The organism is Tsuneonella deserti (assembly GCF_014644315.1).
Classification (GTDB): Bacteria; Pseudomonadota; Alphaproteobacteria; order Sphingomonadales; family Sphingomonadaceae; genus Tsuneonella; species Tsuneonella deserti.
This window is the reverse complement of record NZ_BMKL01000001.1, coordinates 533,847-553,795: the sequence shown is the minus strand read 5'-3', so window position 1 is coordinate 553,795 and position 19,949 is coordinate 533,847. Positions and strand designations below refer to the sequence as shown.

Sequence of the window (19,949 nt, the reverse complement as noted above, 5' to 3'; positions counted from 1 at the left end):
GATCGCTCTGCCGAATTTTTGTCTGGGGACCAACATGATCGCTCGTTTCGCTTCGACCAGCCTGCTCGCGCTTGCGCTCGCTGCCTGCGCCACCGCACCGGCGCCCGAGCTGGCCGCAACCGCGCCTGCTCCGGTCGCGGCGCCGGGCGCGGCGCCACTTGCGCAACTCGTCGACCAGGTTTCGATACCGTACGAAAGTTTCACTCTCGCCAATGGCCTGACCACCCTGGTCCATACCGACCGCAAGAGTCCGGTCGTCGGCGTCACCCTCTATTACCGCGTCGGCTCGAAGAACGAGCCACGTGGGCGGACCGGGTTTGCTCACCTTTTCGAACACCTGATGTTCGGCGGGAGCGAAAACGTCGAGAACTTCGACATTCCGCTCGAAGCTGCGGGATCGACCTCGACCAACGGTTCGACGTGGTACGATCGCACCAACTACGTCGAGACGGTGCCTACCGGCGCGCTAGACCGGGCCTTGATGATGGAGGCGGACCGGATGGGTCACCTCTTGGGCGCGGTGACGCAGGACAAGCTCGATAAGCAGCGCGGCGTGGTGCAGAACGAAAAGCGCCAGGGCGATAACCAGCCGTACGGGCTGGTCGAATATGCGATTGGCGACGGGCTGCTGCCGGTGGGCCATCCGTACCGTCACTCGACGATCGGCTCGATGGCCGATCTCGACGCCGCCAGCCTGAGCGACGTGCGCGCCTGGTTCCGGGACAACTATGCCCCGAACAACGTGGTTCTGGCGCTTGCCGGCGACATCGATACCGCGACCGCGCGCGCAAAGGTTGAAAAGTGGTTCGGCGACATTCCCCGCGGCCCCGAAGTCCAGCAAGTCGAAGCGCCGGTCGTCTCACTATCCGCGCCGGTCACGCGCGAAATGACCGACCAGGTTCCCGTGACCCGGATCAGCCGCGTCTGGACCGGCCCTGGCATCAATGATGCCGATGCGCCTGCATTGGCGGTTGGCCTCTACATTCTCGGTGGTCTGGCGAGTTCGCGTCTCGACAACCAACTGGTGCGCGGTGACGAGCTGGCGGTTCGCGTCTCGGCCGGAAACCAGCAACATGAAAAGCTCAGCTTCCTCCAGGCGGATCTGGACGTGAAGCCGGGGATCGATCGTGCCGCGGCGGAAGCAGCCTTCGAGAAGGTCATTGGCGACTTCGTGGCCACCGGCCCCACCGCCGATGAAGTGGTTCGCGCAGCTACCCAGATCGTTTCCGGCCAGATCGGCGCGCTCGAGGAAGTCGGCGGTTTCGGAGGGAAAGGCGCGACCCTTGCCGAGGGACTGCTCTATTCGGACGATCCGGCAAACTACAAGAAACAGCTCGAGGCCATTGCCGCGCTGACTCCGGCCCAGGTGCGCGACGCCATGCAGCGCTGGTTGACGCGCCCGCCGCTCAAGCTGGCCGTCGTCCCCGGCACGCGGACCGAAGATGGCGCCAAGATGGGCGGCTGGGGCGATGAGGATACCCTTCCCGCCCCCGCGCCCGATGCCCGCAAACCCGCGCCGCCAATCGCGAAATCGCCGCCGATCGCAATTCCGCCCGTCGCGGACGTCGGAGAGCTGACTTTCCCCGCTATCGAACGCGCGACCCTTTCCAACGGCATTCCCGTCCAGCTCGCCCGGCGCACCGCGATCCCCAAGGTCATCGTCGATCTGCGTTTCGATGCGGGCTACGCGGCCGATGGCGCGGCGCGCGCCGGGGTCCATTCGCTGATGGTCAAGGCGCTGGAAGAAGGCACCACGACCCGCGACGCCACCCGCATCGCCGAGGACCAGGAACGGCTGGGCGCGGATATTTCGACCGGCACTTCGCTCGACTATGATGACGTGATCCTGTCCGCGCTTTCCGCCAACCTGGCGCCTTCGCTCGATCTGATGGCGGACATCGTCCTGAACCCGGCATTCCGCCCGGACGACGTGGCGCGGTTGAAGAACCAGCGGCTGGCCGACATCTCGCAGCAGCTGGCTTCGCCGCAGGGTCTTGCCGCGCGGGCGCTGGCTCCGCTCGTTTACGGGCCGGACCACCCCTACGGCACGGTCGGCGCGCTCGGAACGACCGCGGCGGTTTCGCAAGTGACCGCTGAGGGCCTCGCGACCGAGGCCCGCCGCTGGCTCCGTCCCGATACCGCGCGGATCACGGTGGTGGGCGACGTCGCGATGGCCGAGCTCCTCCCGCAGCTCGAGCGCGCCTTCGGCAAGTGGACGGCGCCGGAGGGCGCAGCGCCTGCCAAGAATCTGACCGCTCCGACCCCTTCGGGGCAGAAGCGGCTGGTCGTGATCGACCGGCCGAACTCGCCGCAGTCGGTCATCTACGCCGGGCATTTGCTGCCCGTGACGGGCCGGACCGCCGGCCTGGAATCGCTCGACCTGGCCAACGAGGTGCTCGGCGATGGCTTCCTCTCGCGGCTCAACCTGCTGATCCGCGAGGAGAAAGGCTGGAGCTACGGGGTGCGCACCGGGGTCACCGCTCCGCAAGGGCAGCGACTGTTCACCCTGAGCGCGCCGGTCCAGTCCGACCGCACGGGTGATTCCATCGCCCTGATCCTCGACGCGATGAGCCAGTTCGCTGGCGGCGGCAAAGGCGTCGACGCGACCGAGTTCAACCGCGTGACCGATGGCAATATCCGCGGCTTGCCCAACCGCTTCCAGACGAACGCACAGGTCCTGCGGGCATTGCTCGACCTGCAGGCGCGCGGGCGGCCGGACGACTACTACACCAAGCTGCCGGAGACCTACCGCGCGGTGAAGACGGGCGCGATCGATACCGCGGCCAGGACGTATCTCGGCGGGGACGACCTGACGATCGTGGTGGTGGGCGACCGCAAGGTGATCGACGGCCAGCTCGCGAAGCTGGGCCTGCCGATCACGTACCTGCCCGTTGACACCGGTGTCAGTAGCGGGGAATAAACCGCGACAGTCGAATAAACCGTTTCACAGAGAGAGGATCTCCCATGTCAGTTGCCGGCAGCTACGATTGCGTGACCAAGACCCCGATGGGCGACCAGAAGAGCGTGTTCACCGTCACCGACAACGGAGACGGCACCTTCACCGGCAAGAACGCCGGGGCGATGGGCAGCATGGACGTCGAGAACGGCAAGATCGACGGCAACAAGCTGACCTGGACGATGAACATGACCGTGCCGATGCCGATGAAGCTGGAAGGCAGCGCCACCGTCGACGGTGATACGCTGACCGGCTCGGTCAACGCCGGCGCCTTCGGATCGATGCCGATGTCGGGCACGCGCCAGGCCTGATTTTCCCGGTCCGGGGATATCACCAAGGGAGGGCGCCGGAGCGATCCGGCGCCCTTTTGTTCAGTTTCGCAAGCGCGGGCCTGAACCGCGGACCACATGGACCACTGTCCTGTATTGAAACTCGGCGACGCGCCAACAGCCCTCCCGGGCACGCGCATCATGCGGAAGAACGCACCCTCCATTGCGCGGCGCGGGGGGCGGGACGATCGACGGTATGAAGGAGCCGATGCGAGCCTAGCGGGGCGCGGACCTGTAGGAAAATCATTCGCTTGGCAGAACGCTGACGCTCTTCGCCAAGGCCTGTAGGCCCGAAGGCCTACCCTCACCCCGCCGGATGATAAAAATCATAAATCTTCTGCGCCACGCCCTCGCTGATGCCGGGGGTGCGTTTCAGGTCTTCCAGCGCTGCCGCCCGCACCTTACCCGCTGTGCCGAATGCGAGCAGCAGCGCGCGCTTGCGGCCAGGACCGATGCCGGGGATTTCGTCGAGCGGTGAGGCGGTGATGGCCCGGCTGCGCTTGGCCCGGTGGGCGCCGATGGCGAAGCGGTGGACCTCGTCGCGCAGGGTCTGGAGGTAGAACAACAGCGGCGAGTTGGTCGGCAGGGTCTTCTCGCGCCCGTCGGGGAAGTGGAACACCTCGCGCCCCTCGCGCCCGTGGTGCGGGCCCTTGGCGATGGCGATGAGGTTCACGTCCTCGATGCCGAGCTCCTCGAGCGCGTCCTTCACGCTCGACATCTGTCCCTTGCCGCCGTCGATCAGCACCAGGTCCGGCCAGTTGCCGCTGTCGCGGTCCGGGTCTTCCTCCAGCGCGCGGGCGAAGCGGCGGGTCATCACCTCCCGCATCATCGCGAAGTCGTCGTTCGTCTGCGCGGCGCGGATGTTGAACTTGCGGTACTGGCCCTTGCGGTATCCTTCGGGCCCGGCGACGATCATCGCACCGACCGCCTTGTCGCCCTGGATGTGGCTGTTGTCGTACACCTCGATCCGGTCGGGCGGCTCGGGCAGCTCGAGAAACTCGGCGAGCTCGCGCATGATCTTCGCCTTGGTGCCGCTTTCCGCGAGGCGCCGCTCCAGCGCCTCGACCGCGTTGCGCTGGGCCTGGGCGAGCAGCCGCCGCCGGTCGCCGCGCTGGGGGACGCTGATGTCCACCCGGTGGCCGGTCGCCTCGCACAGCGCCTCGGCCAGCAGGTCCTGCTCGGGCAGCGCGCGGTCGAGCAGGATGGTGCGCGGGGGCGGCACTTCCTCGTAGAACTGCGCGAGTACGTCGGCCAGCACGTCCTCCTCACTCTCGCCCTCGATATGGCTGGGGAAGAACGCGCGGTGGCCCCAGTTCTGCCCGCCGCGCACGAAGAACGCCTGGATGCCCATTTGCCCGCCCTTGGAGGCGAGCGCGAATACGTCGGCATCGCCCACCCCTTGCGCGTTGATCGCCTGGCTGCCCTGGATCGCAGTCGCGGCGCGCAGCCGGTCGCGCAGCATTGCGGCGCTCTCGAAATCGAGGTTGGCGGCGGCTTCGGCCATCTGCGTCTCGATCTTCTTCTGCACCGCCGCCGACTTGCCCGAGAGGAAGTCCTTGGCCTGCTGGACAAGCTCGGCATAGCCGGCCTCGTCCACCCGCCCGACGCAAGGGGCAGAACAGCGGCGGATCTGGTAGAGCAGGCACGGCCGGTCGCGGCGCGCGAAGAAGCTGTCGGTGCAGCTCCTCAGGAGGAACAACTTCTGCAGCGCGTTGATGGTGGTGTTGACGCTGCCGGCGCTGGCGAAGGGGCCGTAGTAGTTACCCTTGGACCGCCGCGCGCCGCGGTGCTTCTGGATGCGCGGAAATGCGTGATCGGCGCGCAGGAGGATGAAGGGGAAGCTTTTGTCGTCCCGCAGCAGCACGTTGTAGGGCGGACGGAAGCGCTTGATAAGCTGCGCTTCCAGCAGCAGCGCCTCGGCCTCCGAATTGGTCACGACGATTTCCATCGCCCTCGTCTGGCTGACCATCCGGCGAAGGCGATTGGAGAGCGCCTTGACCTGAGTGTAGTTCGCCACCCGGGCCTTCAGGCTGCGCGCCTTGCCGACATAGAGCACCTCACCGCGCGCATCGAGCATCCGGTACACGCCGGGCTTGGGCTTCAGCGTGCGGACCGTCTCGCGGATCGCGGCGACGCCTGCCTCCAGATCGGGCTGCGCGCCGGCGCCCTTGACGGTGTAGGTCGCACGATCCTCGTTGAAGCGTTCCTTGCCGCGGGGATCGTGGGGGGTTCCGGCTTCAGCGCGCGACATATCCCGCAGCTAGGGGTAGGGGACCGCGCGTGCAATACGATGCGATCATTCTGGGCGGAGGCGCCGCCGGCCTGATGTGCGCCGCGCGCGCCGGCCAGCGCGGCAAGCGAGTGGTTGTGCTTGAACGCGCGGAGGCGGTGGGGAAAAAGATCCTCATTTCCGGCGGCGGACGGTGCAACTTCACTAACCTGCACACTGCGCCTGACCGATATCTTTCCGCCAACCCGCATTTCGCGAAGTCTGCCCTCGCCCGCTACACGGCCGGCGATTTCCTCCAGCTCGTCGAGAACCACGGCATCGCATGGCACGAAAAAACCCTCGGCCAGCTGTTCTGCGATGGCTCGGCGCGGCAGATCGTCGCCATGCTGCTTGCCGAGTGCGAGAAAGGCGGCGTCGAGGTGCGCTGCGGCGTGGACGTCGGCGAAGTGGAGCATGGCGACGGCCGCTTCCGCATCGGCGAGTACACCGCGCCCGCGCTCGTCATATCCACCGGCGGCCCGTCGATCCCGAAGATGGGCGCGACCGGGTTCGCTTATGACCTGGCGCGCCGCTTCGGCCTCAAGGTGGTCGAGCCGCGCCCGGCGCTGGTGCCGCTGACGCTGGGCGGCGGCGACGTGCTGTTCCGCGAACTGTCGGGCGTTTCGGCCGATGTGGTCGCCAGCGTGGGCAAGGCGAGATTTCGCGAGGCGGCGCTGTTCACCCATCGCGGCCTGTCGGGACCGGCGATATTGCAGGTCTCCTCCTACTGGCGACCGGGCGAGGCAGTGGCCATCGATTTCCTGCCCGGCCGCGCGCCGGGATGGCTCACCGAGGCGAAGCGCGCCGCTCCGCGCACGATGCTGCGCAGCGTACTGCGCGATGCCCTGCCGGAGCGCCTCGCGGCGACGCTGGCGGACCGGCTCCCGCCGCTCGCGGAACTGGGCGGCGCAACCGACAAGGCGCTGAATGCCGCCGAGGCGCAGCTTGCCGGATGGCGCTTCCATCCAACCGGCACCGAGGGCTTCGCCAAGGCCGAAGTCACGGTGGGCGGCATTTCCACCGCCGAACTGTCATCCAGGACAATGGCGTCGCACCGCGTGCCCGGGCTCTACGCGATCGGCGAGGCAGTCGACGTGACCGGCTGGCTCGGCGGCTATAACTTCCAGTGGGCCTGGGCGAGCGGCGTCGCGGCAGGCGACGCGCTTTAGCCGCAGCTAAAGCGCCAGCGCCACCCCTACCAGAATAACTGCGAACACGCCGGCCACGAACAATCCGCCTTTGGACGGACGGTCGATCTGCAACACGCTCTTTGCGGGATCGGCCGGATCGAACCATACTGTCGCGGGACCTGGCTTGCACGTTCCCTGCCAGGCCTTGGCGGCAGCGTCGCTGTCGAACTTGGCACGGGACAGGAACGCGCGGTCGCCTTCGTATTCGCGCCCGTTCGCGCTGTAGGCATAGCGCACGACCGGAATGAGTTCGGAGACCCGCTCGTTCTGCGCGTCCCAAGTCACATCTTCCCTGACCGAGGCTTCGTGAATGGTGCCCGGCACGCTGCTCCAGGTTCCCGCGGCCAATTCGGCGGCGACAACCTTGCGGCGATATAGCCACCACCCCAGCGCCACGATGGCGGCCGCCGCCGCGATCAACCCCAATGCTATCGGATCCATGCGATTCCCCCTCCGCGCGGAGGATGTAAAGCCGCCGCGCGGAGAATCGCTGTAAGGATGCGACAGGATTGAAAAATCAGAACATCTTGCGGAACTCGATCTCGAACCGGCGTCCCACGGGATCGATCAGCCCGGGCTGGTAACGCAGGGGAACCAGCCCGTTCACGTCCGTCACGCGCTGGTGCGCGTCGAACAGGTTGTCGATGCGGAAGCTCAGCCGCGCGCCCTTCCAGAAGCCTGGTTCGCCCCCGCCAGTGAGCCACTTCTGCTGCTCGAGGTTGGCGAACAGCCGCAGGTCGAACGTCGCGAGATCGCCGAACTTCAGGTCGCTAGATCCCGGCAACCCGCTTCCGCGCACGGTGGTGCCCGACAGGTAATTGCCGCTCAAGCGTGCGCCCAGGCCCTTGCGGAACACGCCGCCTTCCAGCTCGACCTTGTGGCGCGACACGCCGCCATCGCTCAGCCCGTCGCCGGCGAGGAGATCGAGCTCGGGTCCGCCATCGGCAATGAGCGCCCGGTTGCGCAGCTCGATCGTGTGGTAGAGCGAGAGGTTCCAGCGGCCCTGTCCGTCGCCGCCCCGGCGCCCGCCAAAGCCGCCTCCGCCGCCAGACTGTCGTCCGCCGCCCGCGGCCTGCTCCCCTGAAGGCGAGCCTTGCCCGCCCCGGCCGCGCCAGCCCCCGCGCCCACCGGTCCCGCCGCTGCCGTCCGCGGGCAGCGCGCAGATGCGGCTACGGAATTCGGCGAGGCGTGCCGGGTCGATCGTTCCGTCCGGCCCCTTGAGCCGGTCGGCGATTTCCGCCGGCAAGGTCGCCGGATCGGCATTGCTGCCCTCGACGCCGCAGGCAAGCGCGGTGCGCAGCGCGGCGAAGCGAGCCGGATCGAACGTCCGCATTCCGCCCCCGTCGGCCGCGCAGAAGCGGGCCTTGAGCGCGGCTACCTTGGCGGGATCGATCTGTCCGTCCTCTCCCTTCAGCCGTTCGAGCATCCTCTCGGGCAGCCCCGACAGATCGGGCGCCTGACCCTCGGGCGCGGCGCAGAACCTGGTCCGCATCTCACCGAAGCGCGCCGGGTCGAACCCGCCGCCGGTGCCGCTGGCGGGCGCCGGCTGCGAAGGCGCCGCGATGCCCATCATGGCGCCGAATCGGCCGCCGCGTCCCTGGCCTTCGCCTTCGGGCGACGGTTTGCCCAGCTTGCCCGACATGTTGATGCCGTAGCGGATGCGCGAAGAGCTGCGCTCGGCGAACGTCACCGGCCGCCGGTCGATCGCCAGCAGGGTCCCGTCCGATGCGCGGGTTACGCGGTCGGGGAACGCCGCCTCGATCGCCGGGGTGAGCAGCGGGAAAGCCTCGGTCGTGTTGCTCGACCTGTTGCTGAAGTACTCGACGACGAGGTTGGTCCGGTCGAACCAGTCGAGATCGTAGTTCGCGGACAGCTTGAAGTCGCGCTGGGTCTCCGCCAGCAGATCGGGATTGCCGCCCGAGGTGACATTGGCCAGCACGGTCCGGCCGGTCGTGAAATCGTACACTGGAACGTTGACGTCGAGGATCACCGGCCCGCCCAGCTGGCTCAGGCCTGGTGCCACTTCGCGCTGGATGTAGCTGGCCTTGAGCGCGAGCCGCTCGGCAGGCTTCCAGGTCGTGCCCACGTTCCAGTCCGTCAGCGTACCGAAGTCCGACAGGTGGTCGATCCCCGCCCCCAGGTTCAGCGAAAGGTCGCCGATGGCATCGAGAAACCCTTCGCGCATGCTGGCGATCGGCAGGTTGAGGTTGACCCCGGCGTTGAGATCGCCGCGAGTGAGCTGCGTCTCGCCCAGCGCCGCGCGGCTGTCGCGGCTTTCGATCCGGGTCCAGTCGTACCCGGCATCGAGGGTGACGTTCACCTCCCCGCCCGGCAGGATCAGCGGCGACCCGGCGAGAGTATTCTTCTGCGAAGCCGACCAGACGCGGCTGAGCGTCCGGTCGAACCCGGCGTCCGCGACCGACGGCAGCGGAGCGTCGATCGCCAGCGTGCCCGCTGCGGCCGCTGCGGCCAGCGCCGCCGTATCGCGGCGCCGGTCGCGCCGGCTGTCGCTGTCGGTCCGGCTGGCGTCGAGCGTGCCTGAATAGCGCCAGTCGCCCAGCGGCGCGTTGAACGTGCTGCCAAGCGAATAGGTATCGGTGGTAGTGCGCCGGCTGATCGGATCGGCGTCGAGCGTGCGCAGCGCCTGGTCCCCCGACGGCGATGTCAGCAGCACCGTGTCGAGGCCCGAGAGCGAGGTTCGGACGTCACGGGTGACGTTTCCGTTGAGGGTGAACTGCTTGCCCGAGCCCATCTCGCCCAGGCCGGTGGTGAAAGTCGCGTTGGCCTCCACCTTCTCGTCGCGCGCGACGAGAGTGCGGTAGTCCGCCGGGTCTGCGTCACCGGGAACGGTCGGATCGGTGCCCGGCGTCTGGATGACACCCCGCTCCGCCTCGGTCAGCGGGCTGGTCCGGGTGTACTCGACGCTGCCATTGATCCGGCGCGGGCCGTTGATGGTGAGCAGCGATGCCTCGCCCTGCGCGGTGCTGGTGCCGCCACGCGTGGGCATCCCGTATTCCGCTTCGATCGTGCGTGAGGCAAAGTTGTCCTTGAGAATGAAGTTGATAACCCGCGCATCGGGCGGATAGCCGAACTGGAGCGCGACTTCCTCGGGCAGCACTTCGACCTTGCGGATCGCTTCGGGCGGAAAGCGGCTGAATTCGCGGAAGCCCGATACCCGCTGGCCGTTGACGAGGAAAACCGGCCGACCGCCGCGCCCGCGGCCCGAGCCTGTCTGCGGCGCGAGCTGCGCGACAAGGTCGGCAATCGAAGCCGCGCCGTAGGCCGCGACCTGCTGCTCATCCAGTTCGAGAATCGGCGGGCTGTCGGTCTGTACCTGCCCGGGCAAGCGGGTGGCGGTCACCACGATCTCGCCCTCGCCGGGAGACTGGTCGACCGGGGGAGCATCGGCCTGCGCAATCGCGGGCGCATCCTGCGCCAGCGCGGTGCCGGTCCAGGCGGGGGCAGTCAGCGCGAGCGCGGCGAGCGAAACGGGATGGAGGCGACGCACGGACAAGTTCTTCCTTTTCAAACGATCTTCAACTTTCCCTCCCCGGCCTTTTGCCTTGCCGAAGCAAGCGTCGGGGGCAAGTCGCGCTCGGGTAACTTTTTGTCGCGCAAAGCTTTCCCGCAGCTGACCGGCGTCACGCTTCCCTTTTGCCGCGGCGGCGTCTATGGGGCGCCACCAATTCAAGATCAGCGACCGGGATATCGACAAACCGCATGGCCAAAGAAGAACTCCTCGAAATGCGTGGGAAAGTGGTTGAGCTGCTGCCCAACGCGATGTTCCGGGTGGAGCTTGAAAACGGTCACGAAATCCTGGGTCATACCGCCGGCAAGATGCGCAAGAACCGCATCCGCGTGCTGACGGGCGATGAAGTGCTGGTCGAACTGACGCCTTACGACCTTACCAAGGGGCGGATCACCTACCGCTTCATGCCGGGGCGCGGCGGGCCGGGCCCGCAGTAAGAAGCGGGCGCAATGCCCGATCTCATCCTCGCATCCGCCAGCCCGCGGCGCCGCGAGCTGCTCGCCCGCCTGGGGCTGCGCGAAGCGACGGTCGCTCCGGCGGACATAGACGAGACGCCGCGCAAGGCTGAGCTGCCGCGCGACTACGCGGTGCGAATGGCGCGCGAAAAGGCGCTGGCCGCGGCCAGTCCGGACGCGTTCGTGCTGGCGGGTGACACGGTTGTCGCGGCCGGTCGCCGCATCCTGCCCAAGGCGGAGGACGAGGCGACTGCGCGCCAGTGCCTCGAGTTGCTCTCCGGCCGCCGCCACCGCGTGCTTTCGGCCATTGCCCTGCGCGCGCCCGACGGCACCATGCGCGAGCGGCTCAGCGAGACACAGGTTCGCTTCAAGCGCCTCTCGCCCGAAGAGATCGCGGCCTACCTTGCCGGCGGCGAGTGGCACGGCAAAGCGGGCGGCTATGCCATTCAGGGTGCCGCCGAAGGGCTGATCGCGTGGATCGGCGGCAGCCATTCGGGGGTCGTCGGGCTGCCGCTGTTCGAAACCCGCGCGCTGCTCAGGGCCGCAGGATTCGCCATCCCGTGAAGGAGAGCGCGGCTGGCTGGCTCGTCGAGCAGGGCATCGGCGAGGAGCGCGCGGTTCTTTATGCCGCAGGGCGCGCGATCGCCGCACGGATGCGCTGGCCCGGTGCCCTAGAGGCGGGGATGGTGGCCGATGCCGTGCTCGTCGAGCGGGTAGCCGGCGCGCCGCGTGGCCGTGCCCGCTTTAAATGCGGCGAGGAAGCCGTAGTCGATCGCCTGCCCAGCAGCGCCAGCGAAGGCGCTACCCTTCGATTGAAAGTGACGCGCGCCGCGCTGCGCGAACGCGGTCGCGGCAAGCCGGCACAAGCGCGTCCCTCGGCAACCGAGCCCCGCCCCGCCCCCATGCTCGCGAATAGCCTGCCTGGAGCAACAGTGGTGCGCCGGTTTCCGGATGGGGCATGGGATGAGATCTGGAGCGAAGCGTGGGACGGCATCGTTCCCTTCACGGGGGGTACTCTCACGTTCGCGCCCACTCCCGCCATGACGCTGGTCGATATCGACGGCCTGCTTCCTCCGCGCGCACTCGCGCTGGCGGCGATCCCGCCGCTGGCCGGGGCGATCCGCCGGTTCGACCTCTCCGGCTCGATCGGCATCGATTTCCCGACTCTCGCGGCGCGCGATGACCGCAAGGCGGTGGATGCGGTGTTTAGCACGGCACTGGGGGAATGGGACCACGAGCGCACCGCGATGAACGGCTTCGGCTTCGTGCAGGTCGTCGCTCGGCAGGCAGGCCCCTCGCTGCTCCATCGCCTTCGATTCGAGCCGGCAGGGGCCGCGGCCAGGATGCTGCTGCGCCGTGCCGAGGCGCTCGAAGGGGCCGGCGCGCTAGAACTCAACGCGAATCCATCCGTGATCGCCACGCTCGCCGAGCCCTGGCTCGTTGAACTGGAGCGGCGCACGGGCCGTGAAGTGCGCACTTCGGCCGATCCGTCGCTTGCGCTGGCGGCGGGCCATGCCCAGATCGTCGCGCGATGACCGCCAGCCAACGCCCCTGCCCGATCTGCCGCAAGCCGCGCAGTGAAGCCCATGCACCGTTCTGCTCCACCCGCTGCAAGGACCGTGATCTCGTCCGCTGGTTCTCCGACAGCTACGCCGTGCCCGGCCCGCCGGCCGACCCCCAGGAGATCGACCGCACGCTGGACATCGCGCCGCGCGATTGAAGCAAGCGCATTGACCACTTGCCAAGGCGCGCGCCCTTGGCCATAGCGCCGCCTCGCCAACCGCCCGGCCCCCGATGGTCCGGCGCGCAGTGCCTGCCTCGGTAGCTCAGTTGGTAGAGCATGCGACTGAAAATCGCAGTGTCGGTGGTTCGAATCCGCCCCGAGGCACCACTATTCATCCAGCTCTGCATGGCGACGGCCTGCCCTCACTCTGCAAGCTCGTCGATCAGCGTTCCGGTTTCTGCCGGTGTCGGCGGCGCCTGTTCGCCGGCCACCGCGACCTCGATCTCCACCCGCCGGTTCATCGCCCGCCCGGCCGGGTTTGGTTGGCCGTCCGGGAGTGCATTGGGCGCGGCCGGGTTCTGCTCTCCGAAGGCGACGATCGCGATCCGATCTTCGGCTATGCCATGCGCGACGAGCCAACCGCGGACCGCCTCGGCGCGCTTGCGGGAAGCGTCGAGATTCGCGGCGTCGCTGCCGGCGGAGTCGCTATGCCCGCCGACAGTGATCCGCCCGCCCGCTTTCATCTGCCGGGAAGCGAGCGCCTCCTCGAGGGAGGCGATCGCAGCCTCGGACAATTCCGAACCCCCATCGCCGAATCCGATGCTCAGTTTCAGCGGGGTCAGCGCCGGAGCAGGCTCGGCCCGGGGCTCCACATCGGGCCGGATGATCGAGGCTTTGGCTTCTTGCGCCGGGGTGGCGTCGCTTCGGGCGGGCTCTGAGGGCGAAGGATCGGGTGCGCGATCGCACCCGGCCATAGCGCCTGCCATCAACGCGCAAGCGAGCATGCGGATCAAGGCTTGCGGATTCATATCGTCTGCACCTGCTTTCTGGTCTTCCCATTGTCAGGGTCTTGCTTCGCGACTGGAGAAGATCGCGGTTGCGGCGGCGAAAACGACACGATCGTGTCCCCGGCCTGCGGCGTCGGCTGGGAAGCGTGAGAGAAGACGCGCAGGTTGCCGTTGGGCTTGACCAGCAGAAGCATCTGGTTCGCTTCGGGAAGCGCTTCCTTGGCGTCCTCGAAGCCGAACTGGTCGCTGAGGCGGGTCTTGCGGAATGCCCAACCTTGGCGCTGGCGCTCGTCCACTTCCTCCACCCCCAGCCCGGACCGGAAAAGCGCCCGTCCGCGCAGCGACTGGGGCAGGCTGCGGGGATCGCCTTCGTCGCCTTCATCGCCCAGTTGGTACACGGCATCGCGCCCCAGGACGTGGGCGAACTCGTTGCAGACGAGGGTGTTGTAAGCCTCGTTATCGGTGGCCGCGACAAGCATCTGAAAGCCCGACAGGTCCAGATCGTGGCCGGTGGATTCGTTCAGGATTTCACCGTGGTGAAACGGGAGACCCTGTTGCCGAGCCGGAGCAAGCCGCTCCCAGCTCGAGTCCACCACCATGACCGGCGTGTCCAGCTCGCACATCTGCCTGGCGAGGGCCACCGTCCAGTCGGTTGCCCCCACGATCAGCAGGCCGGGCCGGGCAGTACCCTTCAGCCCTAGCAAACGCGCGACCGGATTGATGGTGAAGCCGTGGGCGACGATGGTCGTCACCGCGACCGCGAAGCTCAGTCCGACCAGGATGTTGCCATCGGAGTACCCCAGCTCGGTCAGGCGCAGGGCAAACAGGCCTGTTATCGCCACCAGCACAATGCCGCGCGGGGCGATCCAGGCCAGGAACAGCCGCTCGTTCCATGGCACGGAACTGCCGAGCAGGCTCAGGAGGACGGTGGCGGGGCGGATGACGAAAAGCAGCGCCAGGACGAAGAGCCCGAACCGCCATTCGAGATAGCGAAGCTCTTCGAACTTCAATCCCGCGGCGAGCAGTATGAAAATCCCGGAAACCAGGATCAGCGCGACGTTCTGCTTGAACGGATGAATGGAACGCAGCGACTGCACGTTCATGTTGGCGAGCGAAACGCCCATGATCGTCACCGAGATAAGACCGGCCTCATGCTCGATCAGGTTGGCGGCGACGAAAACGGTGATAACGGCCACGAGCAGCACCGGCACCTTCAGGAACTCAGGCACCAGCCCCCGGGGGAACAGGTAGGCGATGGCCGCCGCGGCGAGGTAGCCGAGCGCTCCTGCCAGCACCGCCGCGACGATCATCGGCGGCACCACCTCGAACAGGGTCTGGCCATTTCCCGAGAGGCGAAAATATTCGTAGGCAATCACGGCGCACAGTGCGCCGAAGGGGTCGTTGACGATCGCCTCCCACTTCAGGATGGCGCGGGGGCGCGGCTGGATGTTCGCCTGTCGAAGCAGCGGAATGACCACTGTCGGACCCGTCACCACGAGGATTCCGGCGAACAGGATCGCCACGGGCCACACCAACCCGGCGATATGCAGCCCGACCGAACCCAGCAGCCAGCCAAGCGGGATTCCGAACAGGAACAGCCGCCAGACCCCATCGCCCGCCTCCCGCAGATCGCGGAAGTCGAGGCTGAGGCCGCCCTCGAACAGGATCAGGGCCACGCCGAGCGAGATCATCGGGGTGAGCATCTCGCCGAACGCGGCGCGAGGGTCGAAGACGTGCAACACCGGGCCGGCGAGAAAACCGGCGGCCAGCATCAACACGATCGCCGGCCAGCCGGTGCGCCAGGCGATCCACTGCGCGCCGATGCCCAGCACACCCACCAGGGCGATGACGAGTGCCTGTTGCTCCATGAACCCCCTTGCCTGCCCTGCCGGCGCGCCTGAAAAACCAATGCGCGGCGGCCCCGGAAAGTTTCGAGAGGGCGTGAATTGGCGGCCAGAGAGCAGTCCCGCTTGCCGGGTTGGCAGTCATTCCGCGCGGAACATTCCGCTCCAGCGCACGCTTGATGAAGCATGGAGCAGGTCCATTCATATATCGAGTGGCTGGCGCGGGGCCTCGAGATCGGCGGCGTTCTCATCATTCTCGCCGGCGTGGCCCTCGCGAGTGCGTGGTTCGTCCGCGACGGCCGGAATTCCGACTGGCGCAGCGCGTACGAGCGCTACCGCGCGAACCTTGGACGCGGCATCCTGCTTGGCCTCGAACTCCTCGTCGGGGCGGACATCATCGGCACTATCACCGCCCCTCTGACCTTCGAGAGCGTCGGCCTTCTGGCGATAGTGATCGTCATCCGGACTTTCCTGAGCTTCTCGCTCGAAACGGAAATCGAGGGATGCTGGCCGTGGCAAAGAAACTCGCGCGGTTCGGCCCGGGCGGCTGCCGGGGACGCGACGATACAGAGATAGCGAAACCCGGGGTTTCCGCCGCGCGCCGGGATCAGCGCGCGGTCACCCGGCTGCCGTCCTCGATCGAACTGCCCGGATTGAGCACCACTCTGTCGCCTTGCTTCAATCCGCCGAGCACCTCGGCGAAATCCTCGTTGATATGGCCGATCCGGACTTCCCGTTGCCGGGCACGTCCGCCGTCCAGCACGAATGCGCTCCAGCGGCCCGAGTCATTGCGGAACAGCGCGCCGATGGGCACTCGCAAGGCATCTGCGCTGCTCCACAGAATGATCGTGGCGTCGAGCTGGTAGCCGTGGCCCAGCCGCGCGGCCCTGACCGCGGAGTCCGGATCGAAATGGATGATCACGTTAACCCGCTGCTCCTCGATGCCGAGGGCCGATACCTTGAGCTTGCCCGCGGGCTCCACCCGGTCGACGCGGCCCGTGAGCGGCCGGTCACCGCCCCATTGGGTGAACTCCACCCTGTCTCCCGGACTGACCCGCACCGCCTCACGTGAAAGCAGGTCGATCACTGCCTCTATCCGGCGCGGATCGCCGATGGTGACTATCGGGGTTCCTTCGAGGACCACCCCTTCGCTTTCGGAAAGAAGGGACAGCACTGCGCCGCTCGCCGGAGCGCGCACCGCGACCGCCGCGCCGGAAGCAACGCCGCCTCCAGTGTCGCGCAGCGCCTTCAGGCGCGCGATCTCGGCACGGCTCTGCGCCAGAAGTGCCTGGCCGCTGGCCACCCGGGTCTGCGCCGCCTCGAGCTGCGCGCGGGGCAGAAACCCGCGGTTGGAGAGCTCCTGCGCGCGGGCAAGGTCGCGCCGCGCCTGGCCGAGCGCGGTCTCCGCTCCAGCCCTTGCCGCTTCCGCCGACGCTATCGAGGCCGTGAGTTCGCGCACGCTGCGGGGATCGAGAGGGGGCGTTGGCGCCGCCGCCATGCGGGCGATGACCTGCCCTTTGGCGACCAGGTCACCCTCCTCCACCTCGACCCGCGAAATATACCCGGTCACCGGAGCCGAAACGATGTAGACATCCTCCGCCCTGGTCACGCCGTCGTCCGTAACGCCGACCGCCAGGGGGCCCCGTGTGACCGTAGCGACGTCCACCGTCTGCGCCTGCGGCCAGAACGCGTATGCAAAGCCTGCCACGAGGAGCGCCGCGACCAGCGCCGCCCAGCGCCAGCGCTTGAGCCAGCCAGCCATCAGTCCCTCGCCTTCAGGACACGGACCATGTCGAGGCCGAACACCCGCCGCAGTACCACCAGCGCGGTCAGCACGCCTGCGATGAGGACGATGACGACCGACCAGCCATAGGTCGAACGCAGGGGAGCGAACGGAAGGCGGAAGAGGTCCGAGCTGAACATCGCGGTCATCAGTTGCGCCAGTCCATAGCCGAGCAGGCAGCCAAGCGGCACCGAAGCCACGATAAGGAACGCGATCTCGCCCATCAGAACCAGCCCCACCTCGCTGCTCTGGTAACCGAGCACACGAAGCGTGGCGAGTTCGTGAGCCCGTTCGGAAAACAGGATGCGCGCGCTGTTATGGACGACACCCACCGCGATCGCCGAGGCGAAGGTGATGTAATAGAACAGCATCGTGAAGATGTTTTCGTCGATGACCTGCTCGAACTTTTCCAGCGCCGCCGCCCGCTCGGTCACGCCGAGGACCCGAGGCATCTCCTTGAGCGCCTCGATCACGCTATCCCTCATCGCTGGGTCGATCCGCAGCAGGGCCATGCCGACCGGCGACGCATCGCGCGCCAACGACATCGCGGTAGCCGTGGAACTGTACGCGCGCTCCCCGACGAATTCGTCGAATACGCTGGCGACGGGGAGGGGACGGGCAGTCCGGCGTCCGCCGAGAAGCTCGACGTTGACATGATCGCCCGCGCTTACGCCCAGCTTTTCGGCGAGCCGGCGGCTCAGCATCAGGCCTGCCGGAGGGACCCGGATTTCCGATCCGCCGGCATCGATCCGGGCTGACAGCACGCCATCCCCGGGACTGCTCTCGATCACGGTGCGCATGGTGTGATTGCCCGAGGCCATCCGCACCGGGATCCCGCGGCCCGGCTCCACTCGCAGGACGCCGGGAACCTGCCTAAGTTCGTGCAGGGCCGCCTCGTTGAGCGGCTCGGTGAAGCCGACCGTGATGTCCTGCCGCTGGGCACGGAAGAAGAATCCGTCGAGCATGGCGCGGCTCGAATCGAGGAACTGCATGGTCGCGAACAGCAATCCTGCCGCGAGCGCCACGCCGAACACGGTGACTGCCGAACGGCCCGGCCACCGAGCGATGTGACGCGCGATCATGTTCCCGATCGGACTGAATTCGCCGGCCCTTCCGAGACGTTCGACCAGGCCCGCCCGGTAAGTCGGGGGCGGCGGGGGCGACATGGCGACCGCAGGCGTAAGACGGGAGGCGGTTCGCAATCCGCCGAGCGATCCGAGGCCTGCCGACAGGACGCAGAGCGCCGAAGCGCCAACGATCACCTCCGGCGCGATGTGGTAGGTCAGAAAGGGGAAGCGATAATACTGGCCGTAAAGCTCGGTCATCTGGCGTCCCAGCCAGATGCCGCTCAGCCCGCCCAGAACGGCTCCGAGGAGCGAGATCGCCAGCGCGAAGCCGAGATAGTGATCGGCGATCGCCAGGTCGGTGTACCCGAGCGCCTTGAGAAGGCCGATCTGGGTCCGCTGCGTGGCTATCAGCCGGCTGAGCACGATGTAGACCAGGAAGGTTCCAACCAGGAGGAACACCGGCGGGATCACCGTCGTCATCACCTTCAGCTGGGTCAGCTCGTTCTCGAGGAAGGCATGCGATATGTGATCCTTGCGAGTGTAGGCGCCGGTCCCTCCGTAGGGCGCGAGCAGGTGGTCCACCGCGCGGATCACGTCGTCGATCGAGGCTCCGCGCTGGACCGTCAGCGCCAGCGAATTGATAGCACCGGTCCGGTTGGTCAGCCCCTCGAGAGCGCGCGAGCCCATCCAGAAGATGCCAAAGCGGCTCTCGTCCGGGGTGAGATCGCCGGGCGCCAGCGCCCAGATGTAATCGGGCGCCGTGCCGATGCCGACGATGCGCAATTGTTCGCGACGGCCATAGATTTGCGCGCCGAGCACGCTGCCGGGCCGCAGTCCGTTTGCCTCTGCAAAAGTCTGGTCGACCACCACTTCGCTGCTGGCCCCGGGCCGTGGCAGGCGCCCCTCCTTGAGCGTCAGCAGGTTGAGGCGGTCGCGACCGGTTTCGTCGATCGAGTTGATCAATGCCCGCGCGGGCGTGACCCGGCCGGGGAAATCCAGCGTCGCATACTGCCGGATACGGCCGTCCACTCTCTGGACACCCGGGATTTGGGCGACCCGTTCGACGACAGAGCGCGGGGCGCGGGTCAGGTCGGCGAAGACTTCGGCAAACCGGTTCGCCGAATAGTAGGCGTCGCGGGTTTCGACGAGCGACCTGTGAACGCCCAGCGACAATATGAAAGTCGCGCTCGCGGCAGCGAGGACAACTGCGATGGCGAACGATTGTCCCCGCAGGTTCCACAGATCCCGCAAGAGTTTGAGATGGAGCGCGCTCACCACTGGATCCCGCCCGGTTCGACCGGGCTTTGATTGACCTCGATGCGTACGATGTCGCCATCGCGGAAATGGAACACCCGGTGAGCCATTGCCGCGATACCCGCATTGTGAGTGATGATGACCACCGTCGTCCCAAGCGCGCGATGAACCTGCTCGATCGCCTCGAGCACCCGCACGCCGGTGGCGCTGTCGAGCGCGCCGGTCGGCTCGTCGCACAGCAGCACGGCAGGCTGTTTCGCGATGGCGCGCGCGACGGCGACCCGCTGCTGCTCTCCTCCCGATAGCTGGGCGGGAAAGTGGGCCGCCCTGTCCTCCAGCCCGACCAGCGCCAGCGCCTCGGCCGGGCTCATCGACGCTTCGGCGATGTCGGTGACCAGCCGCACGTTCTCCTCGGCGGTGAGGCTGGGAATGAGGTTATAGAACTGGAAAATGAAGCCGACGTGCCTGCGCCGGAAACGCGTCAGCTCCCGCTCCGAAAGCGCCGTCAGTTCCAGATCGCGGTAGAACAGCTTGCCCGAGGTCGGGCGATCCAGCCCCCCGGTGATGTTGAGGAAAGTGGACTTGCCGCTGCCGGACGGGCCCAGCAGCACCAGCATCTCCCCCGCCACGATCGACATGTCCACCCCACGCAGCGCTGCCACTTCCGTTTCGCCGGTGCGGTAGATCTTGGTGAGATCCTGCCCCGTGAAGGCCAGCGCCCCTTCGGATGCTTCGGGTTGGAATTCGGTATCGTGCATCGAG

At 67.4% G+C, this 19,949-nt stretch carries 16 protein-coding genes and 1 tRNA gene; 9 read left to right on the top strand and 8 right to left on the bottom strand.

Going from position 1 to position 19,949, the window contains the following annotated elements; genetic code table 11:
• Window positions 1-34 precede the first annotated feature (34 nt).
• The gene (locus IEW58_RS02440) at window positions 35-2,920 is read left to right on the top strand and encodes a M16 family metallopeptidase (RefSeq protein WP_188643667.1); all 2,886 of its coding nucleotides are present in this window, start codon (window positions 35-37) and stop codon (window positions 2,918-2,920) included.
• 44 nt (window positions 2,921-2,964) lie between these two features.
• Window positions 2,965-3,267 carry a hypothetical protein gene (locus IEW58_RS02435; RefSeq protein WP_188643666.1) on the top strand — a complete coding sequence of 101 codons (303 nt, stop codon included), beginning with the start codon at window positions 2,965-2,967 and terminating at the stop codon, window positions 3,265-3,267.
• 322 nt (window positions 3,268-3,589) lie between these two features.
• On the opposite strand, the gene uvrC is transcribed toward IEW58_RS02435, so the two are convergent.
• Complete coding sequence (uvrC, locus tag IEW58_RS02430; protein ID WP_188643665.1) at window positions 3,590-5,536, bottom strand: excinuclease ABC subunit UvrC; 1,947 nt, start codon at window positions 5,534-5,536, stop codon at window positions 3,590-3,592.
• A gap of 74 nt (window positions 5,537-5,610) precedes the next feature.
• Here uvrC and IEW58_RS02425 point away from each other — a divergent pair, with 74 nt between their 5' ends.
• The gene (locus IEW58_RS02425; protein WP_229658613.1) at window positions 5,611-6,723 is read left to right on the top strand and encodes a BaiN/RdsA family NAD(P)/FAD-dependent oxidoreductase; all 1,113 of its coding nucleotides are present in this window, start codon (window positions 5,611-5,613) and stop codon (window positions 6,721-6,723) included.
• A 6-nt stretch (window positions 6,724-6,729) separates the two neighbouring features.
• On the opposite strand, the gene IEW58_RS02420 is transcribed toward IEW58_RS02425, so the two are convergent.
• Entirely contained in the window at window positions 6,730-7,185 is a 456-nt protein-coding gene (locus IEW58_RS02420) for a DUF3592 domain-containing protein (RefSeq protein ID WP_188643663.1), read from the bottom strand.
• A gap of 76 nt (window positions 7,186-7,261) precedes the next feature.
• The gene (locus tag IEW58_RS02415; RefSeq protein WP_229658400.1) at window positions 7,262-10,252 is read right to left on the bottom strand and encodes a TonB-dependent receptor plug domain-containing protein; all 2,991 of its coding nucleotides are present in this window, start codon (window positions 10,250-10,252) and stop codon (window positions 7,262-7,264) included.
• Between the two features lie 212 nt (window positions 10,253-10,464).
• Between IEW58_RS02415 and infA the strand changes: the two genes are divergently transcribed.
• The 5 genes from infA to IEW58_RS02390 all read left to right on the top strand — a co-directional run bounded on the left by infA (window position 10,465) and on the right by IEW58_RS02390 (window position 12,619).
• Window positions 10,465-10,710 (top strand): translation initiation factor IF-1, encoded by a 246-nt coding sequence (gene infA, locus IEW58_RS02410; RefSeq protein WP_057883479.1) that lies wholly within the window; start codon window positions 10,465-10,467, stop codon window positions 10,708-10,710.
• Window positions 10,711-10,722: 12 nt separating this feature from the next.
• Window positions 10,723-11,292: a Maf family protein gene (locus tag IEW58_RS02405; protein ID WP_188643661.1), complete on the top strand. Its 570-nt coding sequence runs from the start codon at window positions 10,723-10,725 to the stop codon at window positions 11,290-11,292.
• Window positions 11,289-12,263 (top strand): ribonuclease E/G family protein, encoded by a 975-nt coding sequence (locus tag IEW58_RS02400; protein ID WP_188643660.1) that lies wholly within the window; start codon window positions 11,289-11,291, stop codon window positions 12,261-12,263. Before IEW58_RS02405 ends, IEW58_RS02400 begins: the two co-directional genes overlap by 4 nt.
• A complete protein-coding gene (yacG, locus tag IEW58_RS02395; protein ID WP_188643659.1) occupies window positions 12,260-12,448 on the top strand; it encodes a DNA gyrase inhibitor YacG in 189 nt (62 codons plus the stop codon). The genes IEW58_RS02400 and yacG overlap by 4 nt, the downstream gene beginning before the upstream one ends.
• Window positions 12,449-12,543: 95 nt before the next feature.
• Window positions 12,544-12,619: transfer RNA gene (locus IEW58_RS02390), tRNA-Phe, on the top strand.
• Window positions 12,620-12,654: 35 nt separating this feature from the next.
• Here the strand turns inward: IEW58_RS02390 and IEW58_RS02385 are convergent.
• Window positions 12,655-13,260 carry an OmpA family protein gene (locus IEW58_RS02385; RefSeq protein WP_188643658.1) on the bottom strand — a complete coding sequence of 202 codons (606 nt, stop codon included), beginning with the start codon at window positions 13,258-13,260 and terminating at the stop codon, window positions 12,655-12,657.
• Entirely contained in the window at window positions 13,257-15,107 is a 1,851-nt protein-coding gene (locus IEW58_RS02380; protein WP_188643657.1) for a cation:proton antiporter, read from the bottom strand. The genes IEW58_RS02385 and IEW58_RS02380 overlap by 4 nt, the downstream gene beginning before the upstream one ends.
• 162 nt (window positions 15,108-15,269) lie before the next feature.
• On the opposite strand from IEW58_RS02380, the gene IEW58_RS02375 reads away from it, so the two are divergent.
• Window positions 15,270-15,659 carry a DUF1622 domain-containing protein gene (locus tag IEW58_RS02375; protein ID WP_188643656.1) on the top strand — a complete coding sequence of 130 codons (390 nt, stop codon included), beginning with the start codon at window positions 15,270-15,272 and terminating at the stop codon, window positions 15,657-15,659.
• 31 nt (window positions 15,660-15,690) lie between these two features.
• Here the strand turns inward: IEW58_RS02375 and IEW58_RS02370 are convergent, their stop codons facing one another.
• Genes IEW58_RS02370 through IEW58_RS02360 form a run of 3 tightly spaced genes read right to left on the bottom strand, consistent with a single transcriptional unit; the run spans window position 15,691 to window position 19,945 of the window.
• Window positions 15,691-16,845, bottom strand: a complete 1,155-nt coding sequence (locus IEW58_RS02370) for an efflux RND transporter periplasmic adaptor subunit (RefSeq protein WP_188643655.1) — start codon at window positions 16,843-16,845, stop codon at window positions 15,691-15,693.
• Window positions 16,845-19,208: an ABC transporter permease gene (locus tag IEW58_RS02365; protein WP_188643654.1), complete on the bottom strand. Its 2,364-nt coding sequence runs from the start codon at window positions 19,206-19,208 to the stop codon at window positions 16,845-16,847. The genes IEW58_RS02370 and IEW58_RS02365 overlap by 1 nt, the downstream gene beginning before the upstream one ends.
• Window positions 19,205-19,945, bottom strand: a complete 741-nt coding sequence (locus IEW58_RS02360) for an ABC transporter ATP-binding protein (protein WP_188643653.1) — start codon at window positions 19,943-19,945, stop codon at window positions 19,205-19,207. The genes IEW58_RS02365 and IEW58_RS02360 overlap by 4 nt, the downstream gene beginning before the upstream one ends.
• Window positions 19,946-19,949 lie beyond the last annotated feature (4 nt).

Coding starts and splice junctions, on each gene's coding strand:
- IEW58_RS02440 (WP_188643667.1), top strand. CDS start 35: ATGATCGCTCGTTTCGCTTCGACCAGCCTGCTCGCGCTTGCGCTCGCT.
- IEW58_RS02435 (WP_188643666.1), top strand. CDS start 2,965: ATGTCAGTTGCCGGCAGCTACGATTGCGTGACCAAGACCCCGATGGGC.
- uvrC (WP_188643665.1), bottom strand. CDS start 5,536: ATGTCGCGCGCTGAAGCCGGAACCCCCCACGATCCCCGCGGCAAGGAA.
- IEW58_RS02425 (WP_229658613.1), top strand. CDS start 5,611: ATGTGCGCCGCGCGCGCCGGCCAGCGCGGCAAGCGAGTGGTTGTGCTT.
- IEW58_RS02420 (WP_188643663.1), bottom strand. CDS start 7,185: ATGGATCCGATAGCATTGGGGTTGATCGCGGCGGCGGCCGCCATCGTG.
- infA (WP_057883479.1), top strand. CDS start 10,465: ATGGCCAAAGAAGAACTCCTCGAAATGCGTGGGAAAGTGGTTGAGCTG.
- IEW58_RS02405 (WP_188643661.1), top strand. CDS start 10,723: ATGCCCGATCTCATCCTCGCATCCGCCAGCCCGCGGCGCCGCGAGCTG.
- yacG (WP_188643659.1), top strand. CDS start 12,260: ATGACCGCCAGCCAACGCCCCTGCCCGATCTGCCGCAAGCCGCGCAGT.
- IEW58_RS02385 (WP_188643658.1), bottom strand. CDS start 13,260: ATGAATCCGCAAGCCTTGATCCGCATGCTCGCTTGCGCGTTGATGGCA.
- IEW58_RS02380 (WP_188643657.1), bottom strand. CDS start 15,107: ATGGAGCAACAGGCACTCGTCATCGCCCTGGTGGGTGTGCTGGGCATC.
- IEW58_RS02375 (WP_188643656.1), top strand. CDS start 15,270: ATGGAGCAGGTCCATTCATATATCGAGTGGCTGGCGCGGGGCCTCGAG.
- IEW58_RS02370 (WP_188643655.1), bottom strand. CDS start 16,845: ATGGCTGGCTGGCTCAAGCGCTGGCGCTGGGCGGCGCTGGTCGCGGCG.
- IEW58_RS02360 (WP_188643653.1), bottom strand. CDS start 19,945: ATGCACGATACCGAATTCCAACCCGAAGCATCCGAAGGGGCGCTGGCC.